This is a genomic window from Marinobacter sp. F4216, from assembly GCF_019931195.1.
Classification (GTDB): Bacteria; Pseudomonadota; Gammaproteobacteria; order Pseudomonadales; family Oleiphilaceae; genus Marinobacter; species Marinobacter suaedae.
This window is the reverse complement of record NZ_JAIOUO010000002.1, coordinates 202,971-217,988: the sequence shown is the minus strand read 5'-3', so window position 1 is coordinate 217,988 and position 15,018 is coordinate 202,971. Positions and strand designations below refer to the sequence as shown.

General features: G+C 57.9%; 14 protein-coding genes. 9 read left to right on the top strand and 5 right to left on the bottom strand.

Annotation, left to right across the window (positions count from 1 at the left end; genetic code table 11):
- Window positions 1-89: 89 nt before the first annotated feature.
- From K8I84_RS01610 to K8I84_RS01600, 3 genes are read left to right on the top strand one after another with little or no spacing between them, the layout of a single operon-like run.
- Window positions 90-731 (top strand): TetR/AcrR family transcriptional regulator, encoded by a 642-nt coding sequence (locus K8I84_RS01610; protein WP_223792977.1) that lies wholly within the window; start codon window positions 90-92, stop codon window positions 729-731.
- Window positions 728-2,353, top strand: coding sequence for a phytoene desaturase family protein (locus K8I84_RS01605; protein ID WP_223792976.1), 1,626 nt, complete (start codon window positions 728-730; stop codon window positions 2,351-2,353). The genes K8I84_RS01610 and K8I84_RS01605 overlap by 4 nt, the downstream gene beginning before the upstream one ends.
- A gap of 30 nt (window positions 2,354-2,383) precedes the next feature.
- Complete coding sequence (locus K8I84_RS01600; RefSeq protein ID WP_223792975.1) at window positions 2,384-2,782, top strand: potassium channel family protein; 399 nt, start codon at window positions 2,384-2,386, stop codon at window positions 2,780-2,782.
- On the opposite strand, the gene K8I84_RS01595 is transcribed toward K8I84_RS01600, so the two are convergent.
- The gene (locus K8I84_RS01595; RefSeq protein ID WP_223792974.1) at window positions 2,760-5,855 is read right to left on the bottom strand and encodes an efflux RND transporter permease subunit; all 3,096 of its coding nucleotides are present in this window, start codon (window positions 5,853-5,855) and stop codon (window positions 2,760-2,762) included. The genes K8I84_RS01600 and K8I84_RS01595 overlap by 23 nt on opposite strands.
- A complete protein-coding gene (locus K8I84_RS01590) occupies window positions 5,852-7,030 on the bottom strand; it encodes an efflux RND transporter periplasmic adaptor subunit (RefSeq protein WP_223792973.1) in 1,179 nt (392 codons plus the stop codon). The genes K8I84_RS01595 and K8I84_RS01590 overlap by 4 nt, the downstream gene beginning before the upstream one ends.
- A gap of 226 nt (window positions 7,031-7,256) precedes the next feature.
- On the opposite strand from K8I84_RS01590, the gene K8I84_RS01585 reads away from it, so the two are divergent.
- Both K8I84_RS01585 and K8I84_RS01580 read left to right on the top strand, forming a co-directional pair.
- Window positions 7,257-8,057 carry a hypothetical protein gene (locus K8I84_RS01585; RefSeq protein ID WP_223792972.1) on the top strand — a complete coding sequence of 267 codons (801 nt, stop codon included), beginning with the start codon at window positions 7,257-7,259 and terminating at the stop codon, window positions 8,055-8,057.
- A 170-nt stretch (window positions 8,058-8,227) separates the two neighbouring features.
- Window positions 8,228-8,794 (top strand): outer membrane protein, encoded by a 567-nt coding sequence (locus tag K8I84_RS01580; RefSeq protein ID WP_223792971.1) that lies wholly within the window; start codon window positions 8,228-8,230, stop codon window positions 8,792-8,794.
- Between the two features lie 91 nt (window positions 8,795-8,885).
- On the opposite strand, the gene K8I84_RS01575 is transcribed toward K8I84_RS01580, so the two are convergent.
- Complete coding sequence (locus tag K8I84_RS01575) at window positions 8,886-9,920, bottom strand: proline racemase family protein (RefSeq protein WP_223792970.1); 1,035 nt, start codon at window positions 9,918-9,920, stop codon at window positions 8,886-8,888.
- Window positions 9,917-11,062, bottom strand: coding sequence for an alcohol dehydrogenase catalytic domain-containing protein (locus tag K8I84_RS01570; RefSeq protein ID WP_223792969.1), 1,146 nt, complete (start codon window positions 11,060-11,062; stop codon window positions 9,917-9,919). Before K8I84_RS01570 ends, K8I84_RS01575 begins: the two co-directional genes overlap by 4 nt.
- A 292-nt stretch (window positions 11,063-11,354) precedes the next feature.
- On the opposite strand from K8I84_RS01570, the gene K8I84_RS01565 reads away from it, so the two are divergent.
- Genes K8I84_RS01565 through K8I84_RS01555 form a run of 3 tightly spaced genes read left to right on the top strand, consistent with a single transcriptional unit; the run spans window position 11,355 to window position 13,707 of the window.
- A complete protein-coding gene (locus K8I84_RS01565) occupies window positions 11,355-11,849 on the top strand; it encodes a DUF3604 domain-containing protein (protein ID WP_223792968.1) in 495 nt (164 codons plus the stop codon).
- A gap of 22 nt (window positions 11,850-11,871) precedes the next feature.
- Window positions 11,872-12,717, top strand: a complete 846-nt coding sequence (locus K8I84_RS01560; RefSeq protein ID WP_223792967.1) for a peptidyl-prolyl cis-trans isomerase — start codon at window positions 11,872-11,874, stop codon at window positions 12,715-12,717.
- A gap of 9 nt (window positions 12,718-12,726) precedes the next feature.
- Window positions 12,727-13,707, top strand: coding sequence for a HupE/UreJ family protein (locus tag K8I84_RS01555; RefSeq protein ID WP_223792966.1), 981 nt, complete (start codon window positions 12,727-12,729; stop codon window positions 13,705-13,707).
- Between the two features lie 32 nt (window positions 13,708-13,739).
- On the opposite strand, the gene K8I84_RS01550 is transcribed toward K8I84_RS01555, so the two are convergent.
- A complete protein-coding gene (locus tag K8I84_RS01550; RefSeq protein WP_223792965.1) occupies window positions 13,740-14,222 on the bottom strand; it encodes an NADAR family protein in 483 nt (160 codons plus the stop codon).
- Between the two features lie 418 nt (window positions 14,223-14,640).
- Between K8I84_RS01550 and K8I84_RS01545 the strand changes: the two genes are divergently transcribed.
- Window positions 14,641-14,964, top strand: coding sequence for an antibiotic biosynthesis monooxygenase family protein (locus K8I84_RS01545; protein WP_223792964.1), 324 nt, complete (start codon window positions 14,641-14,643; stop codon window positions 14,962-14,964).
- Window positions 14,965-15,018: the final 54 nt, after the last annotated feature.

Below are 15,018 nucleotides of genomic sequence, written 5' to 3'. Positions count from 1 at the left end.
AGAGCTTTGCGCTCAACACAAACCCATTCATTGACACACCGCCTCAACCGTGATGTTATCACCGTAAACATTGTTATCGTCGTTAACTTATGAAGACTGAACCCTCGGCCCGAGTCGCCACCTATCATCATGGGAATTTGCCCGAACAGGCGCTGGAACTGGGCCTGGCCGTTGTACGGGAGCACGGCGATGCCGCCATTGCCCTCAGAGGTCTGGCCAAGCAGCTGGGCGTCAGTGCACCGGCGCTCTATCGGCATTTTTCCGACCGTGACAGCCTACTCGCCGAACTGGCCATTTACGGTTTCCGGGCACTCCGCCAGCGCCTGCAGAGCGTAGAACAAGCAGAGCCTGGCCAGGCCCTGGTGGATATCGGGCTGGTTTATGTGGCGTTTGCCCAGGACGAGCCCAACCTGTACCGGCTCATGTTCGGAGGACGGGTATTGCCCAAGGGCATTCATCCGCAGCTGGACCAGGCCGGGCGGGAAGCCTTCCAGGTTCTGGAGGAATCCGTCGCTCGGGCCCAGGCCGTCGGAACACTCAAACCCCTGCCCCTGTCGCTCGTGACGGCAGCGGCCTGGTCACTGGTTCATGGGCTTTCCCAACTGACCATCGACGGCCATTTGCCAATGGCCGAAGCCGAACCCCAGTTAGCGGAGGGCGTTCTCACCCTCCTGCTGGACGGTTCCCGAAACAGACACCAACAACAACCACGCAAGGACCTGTTGATATGAGCAGCCCCAAACCCAGCACCATCCGCGTCGGCCGACGTTACCGCGCCAACCGTCTTGAAGGCCCTTACGATGCCATCGTCATCGGCTCCGGGATCGGCGGTCTGACAGCCGCCGCCTGCCTGAGCAAAATGGGCAAGAAAGTGGTGGTGTTCGAACAGCACTACACCGCGGGCGGTTTCACCCACAGTTACGATCGCAACGGCTACGAGTGGGACGTGGGCGTTCACTACATCGGCGACATGGGTGCCGACCACACCCTCGGCAAGCGCCTGTTTGACTACATCACCGACGGGCAACTGCACTGGGCGCCCATGGACGATCACTATGACCGTATCTTCCTGGGAGGCCGCCACGTGGACCTTGTCGCTGGCCCCGACAATTTCAAGGCCGAACTGAACAAAGAGTTCCCCGGCGAAGAAGCTGCCATTGATACCTATCTGGACTACCTCCGCACCGTGTCCAAAGCCATGCCTGGGCTGGTGCTGGGTAAAGTACTACCGGACATTGCCTCGGGCCCACTGCGCAAGCTGGTCAACAAAGCTGCCCCGGATTACCTGAACAAGCCCACCCGGGAGGTGCTTGAAAGCCTGACCGATAATCAGGAACTGATTGCTGTGCTCACTGGCCAGTGGGGAGACAACGGCCTGCCACCGGCGGAATCGAGCTTTATCATCCACGCCCTGATCGCCCGGCATTACCTGTACGGGGGTTACTACCCCATCGGCGGCGCCTCGGAAATGGCCAAGACCATCATCCCGGTGGTTCAGGAAAGTGGTGGCGAAGTCTTCACCTACGCCGATGTGAAAGAGATCCTGATCGAGAAGGACAAAGCCGTGGGTGTGCGCATGGCGGACGGCGCAGAAGTGCGGGCGCCGCTGGTGATCAGCAACGCCGGCGTGTTCAATACCTTCGGCCCGCTGCTGCCTGACTCGGCTAAAGAAAAGCCCTATTACCTGGATAAGCTGCAGACCGTCCAGCGTTCCATGGCCAGCAACTGCCTGTACATCGGCCTGAAGGACACCGCCGAAAACCTGCAACTGCCGAAGACCAACTACTGGATCTACCCAGGCGCAGATTATGAGAAGCACCTGGCCGATTTCATGGCGGATCCGGCGAATACCGACATCCCCCTGACCTACATCTCCTTCCCGTCGGCCAAGGATCCCAGTTTCGCCGAGCGCTACCCCGGCCGGGCCACCATCGAAATTGTCGCCCCCGGCCCCTACGAGTGGTATGCGGACTGGGCCGACAAGCCCTGGGGCAAGCGCGGTGAAGAGTATGAGGCAGAAAAGGAAGCGTACGCCCAGCGCCTGCTGGCCAAGCTGTACGAGAAGTTTCCGCATCTGGAAGGCAAGGTGGATTACTACGAGCTGTCCACGCCCCTGTCCACGGATTACTTCTGCCGCTACACCAAAGGGGAAATCTACGGCCTGAACCACACCCCTGACCGGTTCGAACAGGACTGGCTGAAACCCAAGACCCGCATCCCGGGGCTCTACCTGACAGGCCAGGATGTAATGACCTGTGGTGTGGTGGGCGCGATGATCGGCGGCCTGCTGACCACCATTGCCGTCAGCGGGTTTAAGGGTCTGCCACTGGCCAAGAAGATGTTTGTCGGCTAATCAGGCTGGCTGAAAACCGGTGGGACGGGGATGGTTTACACTGATTCAAACCTGTCGACGATCCCTGACCACCGGCTGCCTATGCAATTCACGCTCGATTTTCTGAAGGTCTTCCTGAACGGAATCTGGCTGACCCTGCCGTTACTGAGTTCGTTCACCGTGACTGTCGCGGTGCTCGGTCTTATCGTGGGCAGAATTGAGAAATGGACGCCCTTCAACGCCATATACTGGTCCTTTATCACGGCATCCACCGTGGGCTATGGCGATATCCGGCCAAGCAAAAAACGATCGAAAGCGCTCGCCATCGCCATTGCACTGATCGGCCTGATGTTCACCGGCATCATCGTGGCAATCACTGTCGCCTCTGCCACCCATGCCTTCGAAGTGAATGTCGGCATGGAGGCTCTTACCCCGTCCGACGATCCCTGACCGCCTGAATCCAGCGGTAAAACACCGGCACCAGCAACGTCCCCAGAATGGTGGCGGTTATCATGCCACTGAGCACCGTGATACCCAGGCTGATCCGGCTGGCCGCGCCCGCACCGCTGGCAAATACCAGGGGCAAAACGCCCAACACAAAAGAGAACGCTGTCATCAGGACGGCCCGGAAACGCATCACCGCCGCTTTGTGGGCGGCATCAACAGCAGCCAGGCCTGATGCCCGGAGCTGCATGGCAAACTCCACGATCAGAATCGCGGTTTTGGTGGACAGCCCGACCAGCAGCACGAGACCCACCTGCGCATAGATGTTGTTCGCCAGCCCCACCAGCCAGAGCCCGCCCATCGCGCCCAGCAACGCCAGTGGGACCGCACCAATCACGGCGAAGGGCAAGCTCCAGCTTTCGTACTGGGCTACCAGGAATAGGTAAACGAACACGATCGCCAGCAGAAAAATGGCGGTGGCAAGATTGCCAGCCTGAAGCTCCTGAAGACTCTGCCCTGCCCAACTGAACTCGTACCCCTGAGGCAAGGTTTCAGATAATTCCTCCATGGCTCCCAGGGCATCCCCACTGGCAAATCCGGCAGCGGCCTCACCGGTGATCGTCACCGACCGCTTGAGATTGAAATGCTGAATGCTGGACGGCCCAAGCACCGGCCGCAGCGTAGCCAGTGTCGTGAGAGGCACCATTTCCCCGTCCCGGTTACGGACAAAGTAGTGAGACAGGTCTTCGGGCCGCTGACGGAACTCACCTTCAGCCTGCAACAGCACGCGGTAGTTACGGCCAAACCGGGTGAACTCGTTGACGAACAGAGAGCCCAGCTGGGTCTGAAGCGTCGAGAAGATATCCGACAACTCGATACCCAGTACCTTGGCCTTGTTGCGATCCACTTCCAGCAGGTACTGGGGAATATTGGCGCGATAGGTACTGTAGACGCGTGCGAGCTCCGGGCGCTGGTTCGCTTCGAAGATCACGCCATTCATGACCTGCGCAAGCTCCGACACGTCACGCCCCAGGTTGTCCTGAAGGCGGTAATCAAAGCCAGCGGAGGTTCCCAGGCCCGGAATGGGCGGCGGGTTGAACACCATAATCTGAGCTTCGGGAATCGACCATAACCCGCCATACAGCCGTGTCAGCACCTCGCGAAGCCCTAAGCCGGGCTCGGTTCGTTCCTCCCAATCCTTCAACATGGCGATGCCCAACCCGTTGTTCGAGGCCGCACCACCAAGCAGGGAGAAACCAGACACAGTAATAATATCCGTGACCGCCTCATCCTCCAGAATCCGCTCGGTCACCTTGGCCAATACGGCATCGGTGCGCTCCAGAGACGACGCATCCGGCAACTGAACATCCACGAACAGGAATCCCTGATCCTCCGGCGGCACGAACGCATTGGGAACCGCCCGAAAAAGTCCGAAAATGGCAGCGAACACCAGTGCCAGTAACAGTGCGACCACGAGGCTCTTACGCAGAAGACGTCCCACCACATTGGCATAGCCGCCGGTACTGGCATCAATGGCTTTTTCGAAGGGCCTCAACCAACCGATTGTGGTACTGCCCTTGCCGAGCAAAGAGACACACAACGCGGGGCTCAGGGTCAGCGCGTTGATGGAAGAGATGATGACGGCAACGGAAATCGTCACTGAAAACTGCTGGTACAGAGTGCCGGTAATGCCCGGCATAAAGCCCACCGGTACAAACACCGCCAGCAACACCAGTGTGGTGGCAATCACCGGCCCGGACACCTCCTCCATGGCTTTCGTCACCGCCTCCTGAATAGACAGTTGCTCCTCCTTCAGGATCCTTTCCACGTTCTCGATAACCACAATGGCATCATCCACCACGATGCCGATGGCCAGTACCAAACCAAACAGCGTAATGGTATTGATGGAATACCCCAGCAGCGCCATAACCGCGAACGTTCCGATCAGGGACACCGGAATGGCGATGGAGGGAATCAGCGTCGCCCGCCAGTTCTGCAGGAACAGGAACACCACCAGAATGACCAGCCCGATCGCCTGGTAAAGTGTGATGATCACTTCATCAATAGACCGGGTGATGAACTCGGTGGTGTCGTACAGGGTCGCGTGAGAAACGCCGTCAGGGAAGCTCTCGGCTGCAGCGTCCACCACCCGTTTGACCTCGGTGGCCACATCAAGAGCGTTGGCATCCGGCAGCTGATAAATAACCACGAAGGCGGTATCACGATTGTTGAGCTTGGCGGTGGACGTGTAGGAACGGGACCCCAATTCAATGCGTCCAACATCTCTCAACCGCAGGAAACCACCGTCCGGTGTCGCTCGGAGAATCGTGTCGGCAAATTCCTCCGGATCGGACAGCCGCTCCCGGCTCTGGATGGTGTAAACAAACTGCTGCCCCCTCGGCACCGGCGCCTGACCCAGCTTGCCCGCCGCCACAATCTGGTTTTGCTCCCGAATGGCGGCCGCCACCTCGGATACCGTCACACCCAGTGACGCCATACGCCGGGGGTCCAGCCACACCCGCATACTGTAGTCCTTGGCGCCCATCACCTCGGCAGACGCTACGCCGGGTACTCGTCCAAGGGTATCGACAAGATTGTTGGTGGCGTAGTTGCTCAGGAAGATACCGTCCAGATCATCCCGTTCGGAGATCAGGTTAATGCCCATCAGCATGTTGCCGGACTGCTTGCTGACCACCACGCCCTGCCGCCGAACCTCGTCGGGCAGGAAGGGCTCGGCCAGAGCCACACGGTTCTGGACATTCACCTGAGCGATATCGGTATCGGTGCCACTCTCGAACGTCAGCGTTATGTTGGCCGTGCCATCACTGGCGGCCGTGGACTCGATGTAAATCATGTCCTCGACGCCATTGAGCTGCTGTTCAATGGGTCGGGTTACCGCTTCTTCCACCACCTCGGCACTGGCGCCGGGGAGCGTCGCCGTTACCCGAACCTGTGGTGGAGCCATGTCCGGGTACATATTGACCGGCAGTATCCGCAACGCCAGCAGGCCCGCCAGGGTGATCAGAATGGAAATAACAAAGGCGAATTTGGGGCGGTAAATGAAGACCCGACTGATCATTGAGCCGCCTCTTCAGGATCCATCAGAGCGCCGGTCTGGATATCAATCTGCTTCTGTACCGGGCTAACCTTTGTTCCGGTCCGAACCTTCTGAAGCCCTTCAACAATCACCTGATCACCAGCGTCCAGACCTGCCTCCACAGCGACCATCGCACCTTTTGGAGCACCCACCTGCACGAATCGCTGTACGACTTCCTGATCCTCATTCACCACCAGCACAAACTTGCCCTCCAGGGTTTCCTGCAAGGCCATTTGAGGGACCAGAACCTGCATATCACCAGACTGGCCCTCAATCCTGAGCGTCACGTACAGCCCGGGCAGAAGCAGTGCATCCGGATTGGGAAAAACAGCCCGGATGGCTACCGTGCCCGTGTTGCCCTCGGTTCGCACATCGGCGAAATCCAGGGTTCCATCGTGCGAGTAGGTTTCGCCATCGGGCAGGGTCAGAGCAAGGTCCAGCTGATCGGATGCCACCTGGGGGGATGTTCGATACGTTCGCCGAAATGCCACGTAATCGGCCTCATTGACCTCGAACTGCACATAGATCGGGTCGGTAACAAGGACTTCGGCAATCGGGCCGCTGCCCGGCTTAACCACCGCCCCCACGTCGAAATTGAGCTTGCCAATCCAGCCATCGAAGGGTGCCTTTATCTCGGCGTAATCCAGATTGGTCGACGCTTTATCAACGGCCGCCTCGGCCGTTTTCAGTCGCCCCTCTGCGGCACTGAACCGGTCCTTCAGCCGGTCGAGATCCGCATCCGACAAGAAGCCCTTGCTGGCGACTTCCTCTCCCCGACGCAGGTTCTTGCGGGCGGACTCCATTTCAGCCCTGGCAGCGGCCAGTTCCGCCTGCGCCTGGTCAAGGTTGGCCTTTACGGTGGTGTCTTCCAGGCGCACCAGTACGTCGCCCTTGTCCACTCGCGCCCCCTCCTGGAACAGCACTTCCTGAATCTCTGCCTCGATTCGCGCCGTCAGATCCGCTGTGGCCGACGCCTCTGTTCTGGCGACGAATTGCCGTCCGGGCCGAACCTCGGCCTCCTCAACCGCGATCACCGACACGGATGCAGGTTCAGCGGGCGCGGATTGTTCGGGCTCGGAACAGGCCGACAGGAATGGCATCACAATCAGACAAAAGACCGGGAGCCATCCCGGCAGTGCAGCAAGTTTAACGGGCACCCTATTCGTCCTTTTGGCGGCGTTAAGGAAGCCAACCCTCACGGCTGGACAGGTGCTATAAGACTAGACGAGCCTTCTTAACGTGCCACGAACAGGCGCATTATCGCTGAGAAATCTGGCTTTCTCGGCTGACGAAATGGCCCGGCTCGAAAAATAATCCGTAATGTCTATTTGCACTACAGAGAGTGTCTATACTTCGAGGAGTTTCCGTTCAGAGGCTGCTCAGATGCAGGTCCAGGCGCTATTAGACTCACTGCCGCTCTCTACCCTTTTCCTGCTTTTTGTCTTCTCGGCAATGGTCATTTCTGAGCTTGGTTACCGTGTTGGCCACTGGTGGCAGGAGAAAACGCCAGAGGAAAAAGAAGGGCCAACCAACATGATTGTGGGCTCGCTCCTCGGGCTGCTGGCATTTCTTCTGGCGGTGACCATGGGCATGTCGTCGGATCGCTTTGACACCCGACGGGCCCTGACACTTGCCGAGTCTAACAGTATCGGAACGACGTACCTGCGAGCGGGCTATCTGCCTGAACCGGCGGCCACCCAATCACGGCTATTGATCTCAGAATATGCTCCCTTGAGGGTCGTTCCGGTCAATCCCGATCCCGAAGAAGTCAAAGCGGGAATAGTCCGTTCACTGGAAATCCATACCGAGCTGTGGTCCATCGCCGAAGCGTTGGCGCGGGAAAACCCGAACTCACCCTTGATTGCCTTGTACGTTCAGACCCTGAACGAAACCATCGACCTGCACGAAACCCGGGTCACTGCGGGCATCTATGCCCGCCTGCCGATCACGGTATTCATCCTGCTGCTGGCTACATTCGTCCTGACCCTGGGTATGGTGGGCTACAGCGCGGGTCTCACAGGCCGCCGCAGCCCACCCACGGCGGTGGTGCTGATTGTCGTGCTGGGCGGAGTCATCAGCCTTCTGGTGGATCTCGATCGCCCCGCCCAGGGGCTGGTCACCGTGAGCCAGCAACCGTTGATCGATTTGCTCGAGCAGATTAATGCCGAGACTGTCAGCGAATGACAGGTCTTCCTGTCAGAACGAAAGCTGAGAACCGGTCAAACTACCCACCCGTAACAATTTGACAAATAACATTAATTTACCAATTAGCGCTTATCCTTTAATCCCACGACCTTTAGAATTTCGCCCTTAAGTTCAGGAGTGTCTGACATTCAATAACGAAGGGTCGTACCATGAAGAAAGTTCTGATCGCATCCGCCATTGCCTCTGCACTGGCCGCAGCCCCCGTCTCCGCGCAGGAAGCGCAAAACACCGTCGATTACCTGAAGCAGGACGGGTATTTCAAAGCGTTGATTGGATTTGCCGATCTGGGACTGGACGACGCCGCCCTCGCGGTAACCGGCACCTATGGCAAGCGACTGCCCCAGGTCCACCCTAACTTCCGGTTTGAAGCAGACCTCGGCTTGAGCCTGAGCGACGCGGAAAGCTCCTACAACGATGGCTTTGGCAACAGGGTCAAAACCTCTGCCAGCTACTTCCTGCTGGGTGGCTATGGCGTTTACGAGCACCCGCTGGATAACAAGCTCTCTGTTTATGGCCGCGGCGGCCTCGTCTATGTATCGTCTGACGTCGAAGTCAAATCCGCCGGCCTGAGAAGGAGCGGGTCTGACTCCTCCATTGAGTTGGGTATCGGTGCGGGTGGCAAGTACCAGTACACCCCGAAAACCGCCTTCATTGTCGACCTGTCCAAAATCGATGATTACGAGGCCTTTTCTGTTGGCGCACAGTTTGAATTTTAAGGCCTTCTCCACCACGTAATCGATTGAAAAAAGGAGCCTGTCGGGCTCCTTTTTGTCAATAGCGCGACGCGGATAGCGTATTCAGAATGCACTATTTTCCCGCCAGAACGACCATTAAATCCCCACACTCCACCATCGGATCCTCGCAGTTCACCACGATATCGGATTTTGCGATCACATAGCTTTTTCCAGTGATCGTGTTCTTCACCACCGAATAGTCACCTTGCGTCTCCACGCTGGTGAACTTGCCGACAAAGCTGGTTTTTCGAAGCGAGACCGTTTCCAGCTGATCGCCGGGCTGAATCCGGCCTTCATAATTCATCAGCGCAAGTCGGGCCGAGGTACCGGTGCCGGTGGTGCTGCGGCAAATGACCCCGGGGTGGACATAAGTGGCTGAGCGGGAGCGGTATTGTCCGGCTGCCACCTGTTCCACAGGCCCCATGAAATGCAGGAACGGGAGGGGGCCGACATCGCCGAGTGAGTAGTGGGAAAAGCTGCTCTGGGCCCGGATGGCTTCCACGATGGCGTGGGCGGTCTCGGAGAGCCGCCGCTCTTCGGCAATATTAAGCTCGAATCCCAGTTCCTGCGCATCCACCAACGCGTAAAAGCCACCACTGTAGGCGATGCTGTAATCAACCTCCCCCAACCCGGGAACGTGGACTTTGGCTCGGTAGGTATCGATGTAACTGGGCAGGCCCTCGCAGGTAATGCTTTCCACCACATCATCTCGAACTTCGGCGTCAATCTGCACCAGCCCGGCAGGGGATTCCAGCAGGAACGTCTGGTGGCCCTCCTGCTTGGCAACGATGCCACACTCCAACACTGCGGTGGCGGTGCAAATGGTATTGGAGCCGGAATAGATGGGATAACCCATGACTTCCATAATGATGTAGCCGGCAGCGGCTTTGGGGTCGCTCGCAGGAACCAACAGGTCCACCGACATTTCCGGTATGCCGTAAGGTTCCTCGAGTAAAAGCCGGCGCAGCCCGTCTGCATGGTCCCGCAGATATTCCATCTGTGCCCGGACCGTATCGCCTGGCAATGGTGCAATGCCACCGGTCACAATGCGGCTCACATCGCCACCGGCGTGGGTGTCCATCAACTGGATGATTGGTGCTTTGCTCATGCGCCCCCCTTGATCTCATACGGCTGACCGTGCGAATCCCATTGGGCATCAGGCACGATAACGATCTTGCCCAGATAATTACTGCCGCGATTCACGAAATAGTGCTCAGCCGTATGCAGGTCGGAAAGCTTGAACGCGCCGTGCAATACCGGCTTGAGCTGGCCACCCCGAATCCACTCAACGAGTTGGTCAGCTTCTTCGCGAGTGCCGTGGGAAACCCCAAATATCTGCACCTGATACAGGTAAATGCGGGTCCATAGGATTTCACTGATATTGCCGCCACTGGCGCCGGCAATGCTAAGGCGCGGATAGGTAGAGCGGGCGTTCATATCGAAGATCATGGTGTCGATGAACTGGTCGGTCATCTCACCACCCACCAGATCCATCACCGCATCGATAGGTTTCCCCCCAGTCGCTTCGCGCACCTGTTCCTGAAAACGATCCATGTTGGAACGGTCCAGCACGGCTTCCGCCCCCAGCGCCAACAACGCATCGGCCTTGTCGGGCTGGCTGAGGGCATAGGGAATGGCGCCGATAATTCGGCACAATTGGATCAGGGCCGTGCCCACACCGCCACTGGCTCCGGTGACCAGCACCCGCTCGCCAGCAGCCAGGTTAGCCGAGGTGACCATGTGCATCGCGGTCTGGTAGGAACACATCCCCATGGACGCCACTTCGGCGTCGCTCAGCTCCGGGTTGGGAATGTGGTGAAACTGGTCTGACGGCACCGCCACATACTCGGCAAAGCCGCCATCCGCGCCGTGGCCGTAGTAATCGGGTGTCAGGTTGATGTCCCGTCGGTCATTGGCGTACAGGTTAAAATCGAGCAGCCCCCTCTGGCCTACACGCGCTTGATCAACCCCCTCCCCGACTGCAACCACCCGGCCGGCGATGTCGGCGCCCTGGATTCTGGGAAAGGTCAACGTGGGCTTGCCGCCCATCATGAAGGATTTCACCTCACCCTTCTTGGTGGGATACAGCCCCTCTCTGGCCTTACGGTCGGTGTTGTTCTTGGCCGTCGCCGTTACCTGCACCAGCACCTCGCCCGGCCCCGGCGTGGGTGTTGCGACCTCCTGATACTTGAGCATGTCCACACCACCGTGCCCGGTCAGAACCATCGCTTTCATGGTGTCTGGAATCATGACTGGCTTACCTCCCTTCGGCATTCGGATCCTTGCACTCAGGATAGGTCAGATTTGTCCCTTTCGAGGACCTGACCCGATGGCTTCCTTTTATCGAGCCCACTTTGGCGAAACGGTGAGTCACCTGCTATACCTTTTAGGAACTTTTCTCGCCTCAGATCAGCCTCTTGAGGCGACGAGTCCAGGCCATGGAACGGCGCTCGAATTCGCCCCGAACCAAGCTGGTGTTTTCCGTCATTTCTCAATAGTCGGCCCAAACGGTGGGACTGAAACCAAGGAACCGAAGTCGCTAATGAGCACCCATCACACCCTCTACCTCGCAATCCTGGCCTCGGCCGTTGGCCTGACCGCCAACGCCAGCTCTCATTCAGACATGGAATCAAGCACCGACTACCCCAGCCAGGCCCTATTCGGTGACTCCCACGTGCACACAGGCTGGGTCGACGATAAGGGCGAACCCCATGAGCAGGTCTTTGATGTGGTCTGGTCCGGAGAACGCCAGATCGGCGACGACGGCAAGCTGCCTGCGGTAGGCAATACCGTTAACATGGAAACCGCCGAATACAGTAACTCCATTGGTGCCGCAGAACTGATGGGCTACTTCACCGACCCGTCGTTCGATCCGGAACATTCCGCCTTCTACTACGTACGGGTACTGGAAATTCCGACACCGCGCTGGACGCTGTACGACAAGGTCCGGTTCAACGAGACCATGCCGGATGAGGTTCCCCTGGTTCACCAGGAGCGGGCGTTCTCCTCCCCCGTCTGGTACACCCCGGAAGGTTAACTGACACAAAGGACGGTGAAACATGGCCATGCCCCATCGGCTGATGACTCTGGCAAAGGAACCGCTGATCCACATCCTGCTCATTGGCGCGCTGTTGTTTGCCCTGTACAGCGCGCTCAACCCCCAGGCGATGGAGGACAACAAGCGTATTCTGATTGATCAGGGGCAAATCAACAGCCTGCAGCAGCAGTTCGCCCGGGCCTGGAACCGACAGCCCACGGAAGAGGAACTGCAGGGGCTCATCGAAAACTTCGTGATTGAAGAGATTTACTACCGGGAAGCCCTGGCGCTGGGTATCGATAAGAATGATCCCGTTATCCGCCGCCGGTTGCGCCAGAAAATGGAGATATACACGGACAATCTTGCCAACGCGCTGGCACCCAGTGACGAACAGCTGACCCAATATCTGGAAGAACACCCCGACAAGTTCCGCACCGATGACCGGTATTCGTTTGAGCACATCTACCTGAACACGGACCAGCCGACGGCCGAACTCCGCAAACGGGTGGCCGAGGCAGAACGAGCCATCGGCTCTGGCCAACCTATTACCGGCGATCCCTCCCTGCTGCCCTCGGTGTTTGACGATGTCAGCGGCCGCATGCTGGACAAGACCTTCGGGCAGGGGTTTGCATTGCAGCTGGAAGGTCTGGACAAACATGCCTGGCAGGGGCCTATTCGCTCGAGCATGGGCATTCACTTTGTGCGGCTGACCGAACATGCACCGGGGGGCCTGCCGGAACTCGCCAGCATCCGTGACAAGGTGGAACGGGAATGGCGCTTTGACCGGGCACAGGCGCTGGACCAGTCTTTCCGCGAGCGTCTGCTGGCCAACTACGACGTCACCGTTGTGACCAAAAACGACCAATAGGCCGCTGTCATGATGCAACTCTGCCTCTTATTGCTCACCCTGCTTACCGCATCGTTCACCCAGGCCGACGAACTGCGTCCGGCCTATCTGCAACTGACCGAACAGGCCGAGGGCACCTACACCGTATTATGGAAAGTCCCGGCAAAAGGCCAGCAACGGCTGGCCCTGCAGGTTCGCTTCGAACCGGAGCCAGCGGCTGTGTCGCAACCCGTTGACGGCTTTCTGAACGGGTCACACCTGCAGCAGTGGTCCATCAGGGCCGATGAGGGGCTGGCTGGCATGAACGTCGCCATTGAAGGACTGGCCCGCACCACCACCGAGGCCTTGCTTCGGGTCGAATACATCGATGGCACCAGCGTCACGCACCGGCTCACGCCGGCAGCACCGTCAATCACCCTGGCCGGCCAGCCTACCTTGCTGGAAACGGCCCGAACCTATCTGGTTCTGGGCATCGAACACATTCTGCTGGGTATCGACCACCTGCTGTTCGTACTCGCCCTGCTGCTTCTGATCAGCAACACCCGCAAGCTGGTCCTGACGATCACCGCCTTCACCATCGCCCACAGCATCACCCTGTCGCTGGCGTCGCTGGGCGTCATTCGGATTCCGGTGCCGCCAGTAGAAGCGGTGATTGCCCTGAGCATTGTGTTCGTCGCCGCGGAAATTCTCCGGGCCCAGCGAGGTGAACCGGGCATGACGCATCAGCACCCCTGGCTGGTCGCCTTCAGTTTTGGTCTGTTGCATGGGCTGGGATTTGCTGCGGCCTTGGGCGAAATCGGCCTGCCACAGAACGCGGTGGCTCTGGCACTGGTATTCTTCAACGTGGGTGTCGAGGTGGGGAATCTGCTGTTCGTGTTTGCCTTCCTGGTGCTGGTATCGCTGGCGCGGAAAGCTTCGTTCAAGGCCGGTCCTATTCTGCAGAAGGTTCCAGCCTATGCCATTGGATCGTTGGCTTCATTCTGGCTGTTCGAACGGGTAGCGGCGTTTTAGGCGGGCACCGCTCCCCTTGCAAAACCATTCAATCAGCCGGCTTCCGCCGTCTGCTCTTCCTGTAGTTTGGCACGCACGTTCATCAGCACCTTGCCGTAGCGGTTTTCACCGCGACGATCCCGGCCGCACCCCCAGAAATAGTCGTAGTTGCTGTTCTCCATGATGATCTGGTCACCGGTGGTGAGCAGCGCCTCGGCCAGTTCATCGTGGGTGCGCGCACGGATATAGACGCCCCGGGTCATCACGGTTTCACGCACTTTTTTCCAGTCTTTTCGGAAACTCTTGTGGCGCTTTCGGCCCAGTTTTCGAGCCTTTTCCGGCGAGGTGGCGTTACGCACCTCTTCCTGTTTGGCATCGTCAGTGAATTTCATCCCCTGAAAATAATGCTCCACCGTGGGCCAGTGCTTCCCCTCCAGCTCAAACCCATAGTGCGCATGAGTGCCCAGCAGATTGTCCAGGTCGGAGCGGGTTACGTACAGGTTGCTTTCGCCATTGTCATCCGGGAATAAAGCCATGGTCACCTTAAAAAATAGAGGGTTTGTCTGGCACCAATGTACCACGAATCTGGTGATCTGAATGTTGGGTGGTTCTGGCAAATCAGAAACTGGCCAGGGCAATTTTGAGCCCTGCTGGACCCCGTAGATCAACGACACTTGTCGCAAAACTTCGTTACCCAGGCGTCGCGAGGCTTACAACCCTATGAAAGTTATGGAATAGTGCTGTGAGGTGATTGGGGATAAGCGAACCGTCAGTTTGCGTGAAAAGCGACAAACTGCGCATATCCCCATGCAACGCGTTCAAAGATGCGATCGTAGATATTTGATTATTACCAATAAGATGGCGAATGATGCCTTTTCCCGCTGAGGGATATACGCATGTGGGATATACGTCATTTGTCGTTGAATTAGCTGTTAGCACTCAGGAAAGAAGTGGATGTTTATCGTAGTGTATGAGTTTGAAATAAAGGACGGTACCGAGGCTTCGTTTCGTGAAGCTTGGCTTGGAGTCACCAAAGCCATTTACGAGCATTGCGGTAGCCTTGGTTCAAGGCTTCATACCTCGGACAGGCCAAATATCTTGGTTGGTTATGCTCAGTGGCCCAATCGAGAGCAATGGGAAAAAGATCATCAATTAGCCGATGAAAGGTACCAAAAAGCACGCAATGAAATGCGGAGTTGCTTAGTCCGGTCAACAACAGTTTATAAACTGGAAGTCAGCGACGATTATCTGCAGCCAGATTTGGCTTCGAATTGCTAACAAGTCACGGAAGGCGGACGCGTGAGACGCGCCGCTTCGCTCAGCGTTAAAAGG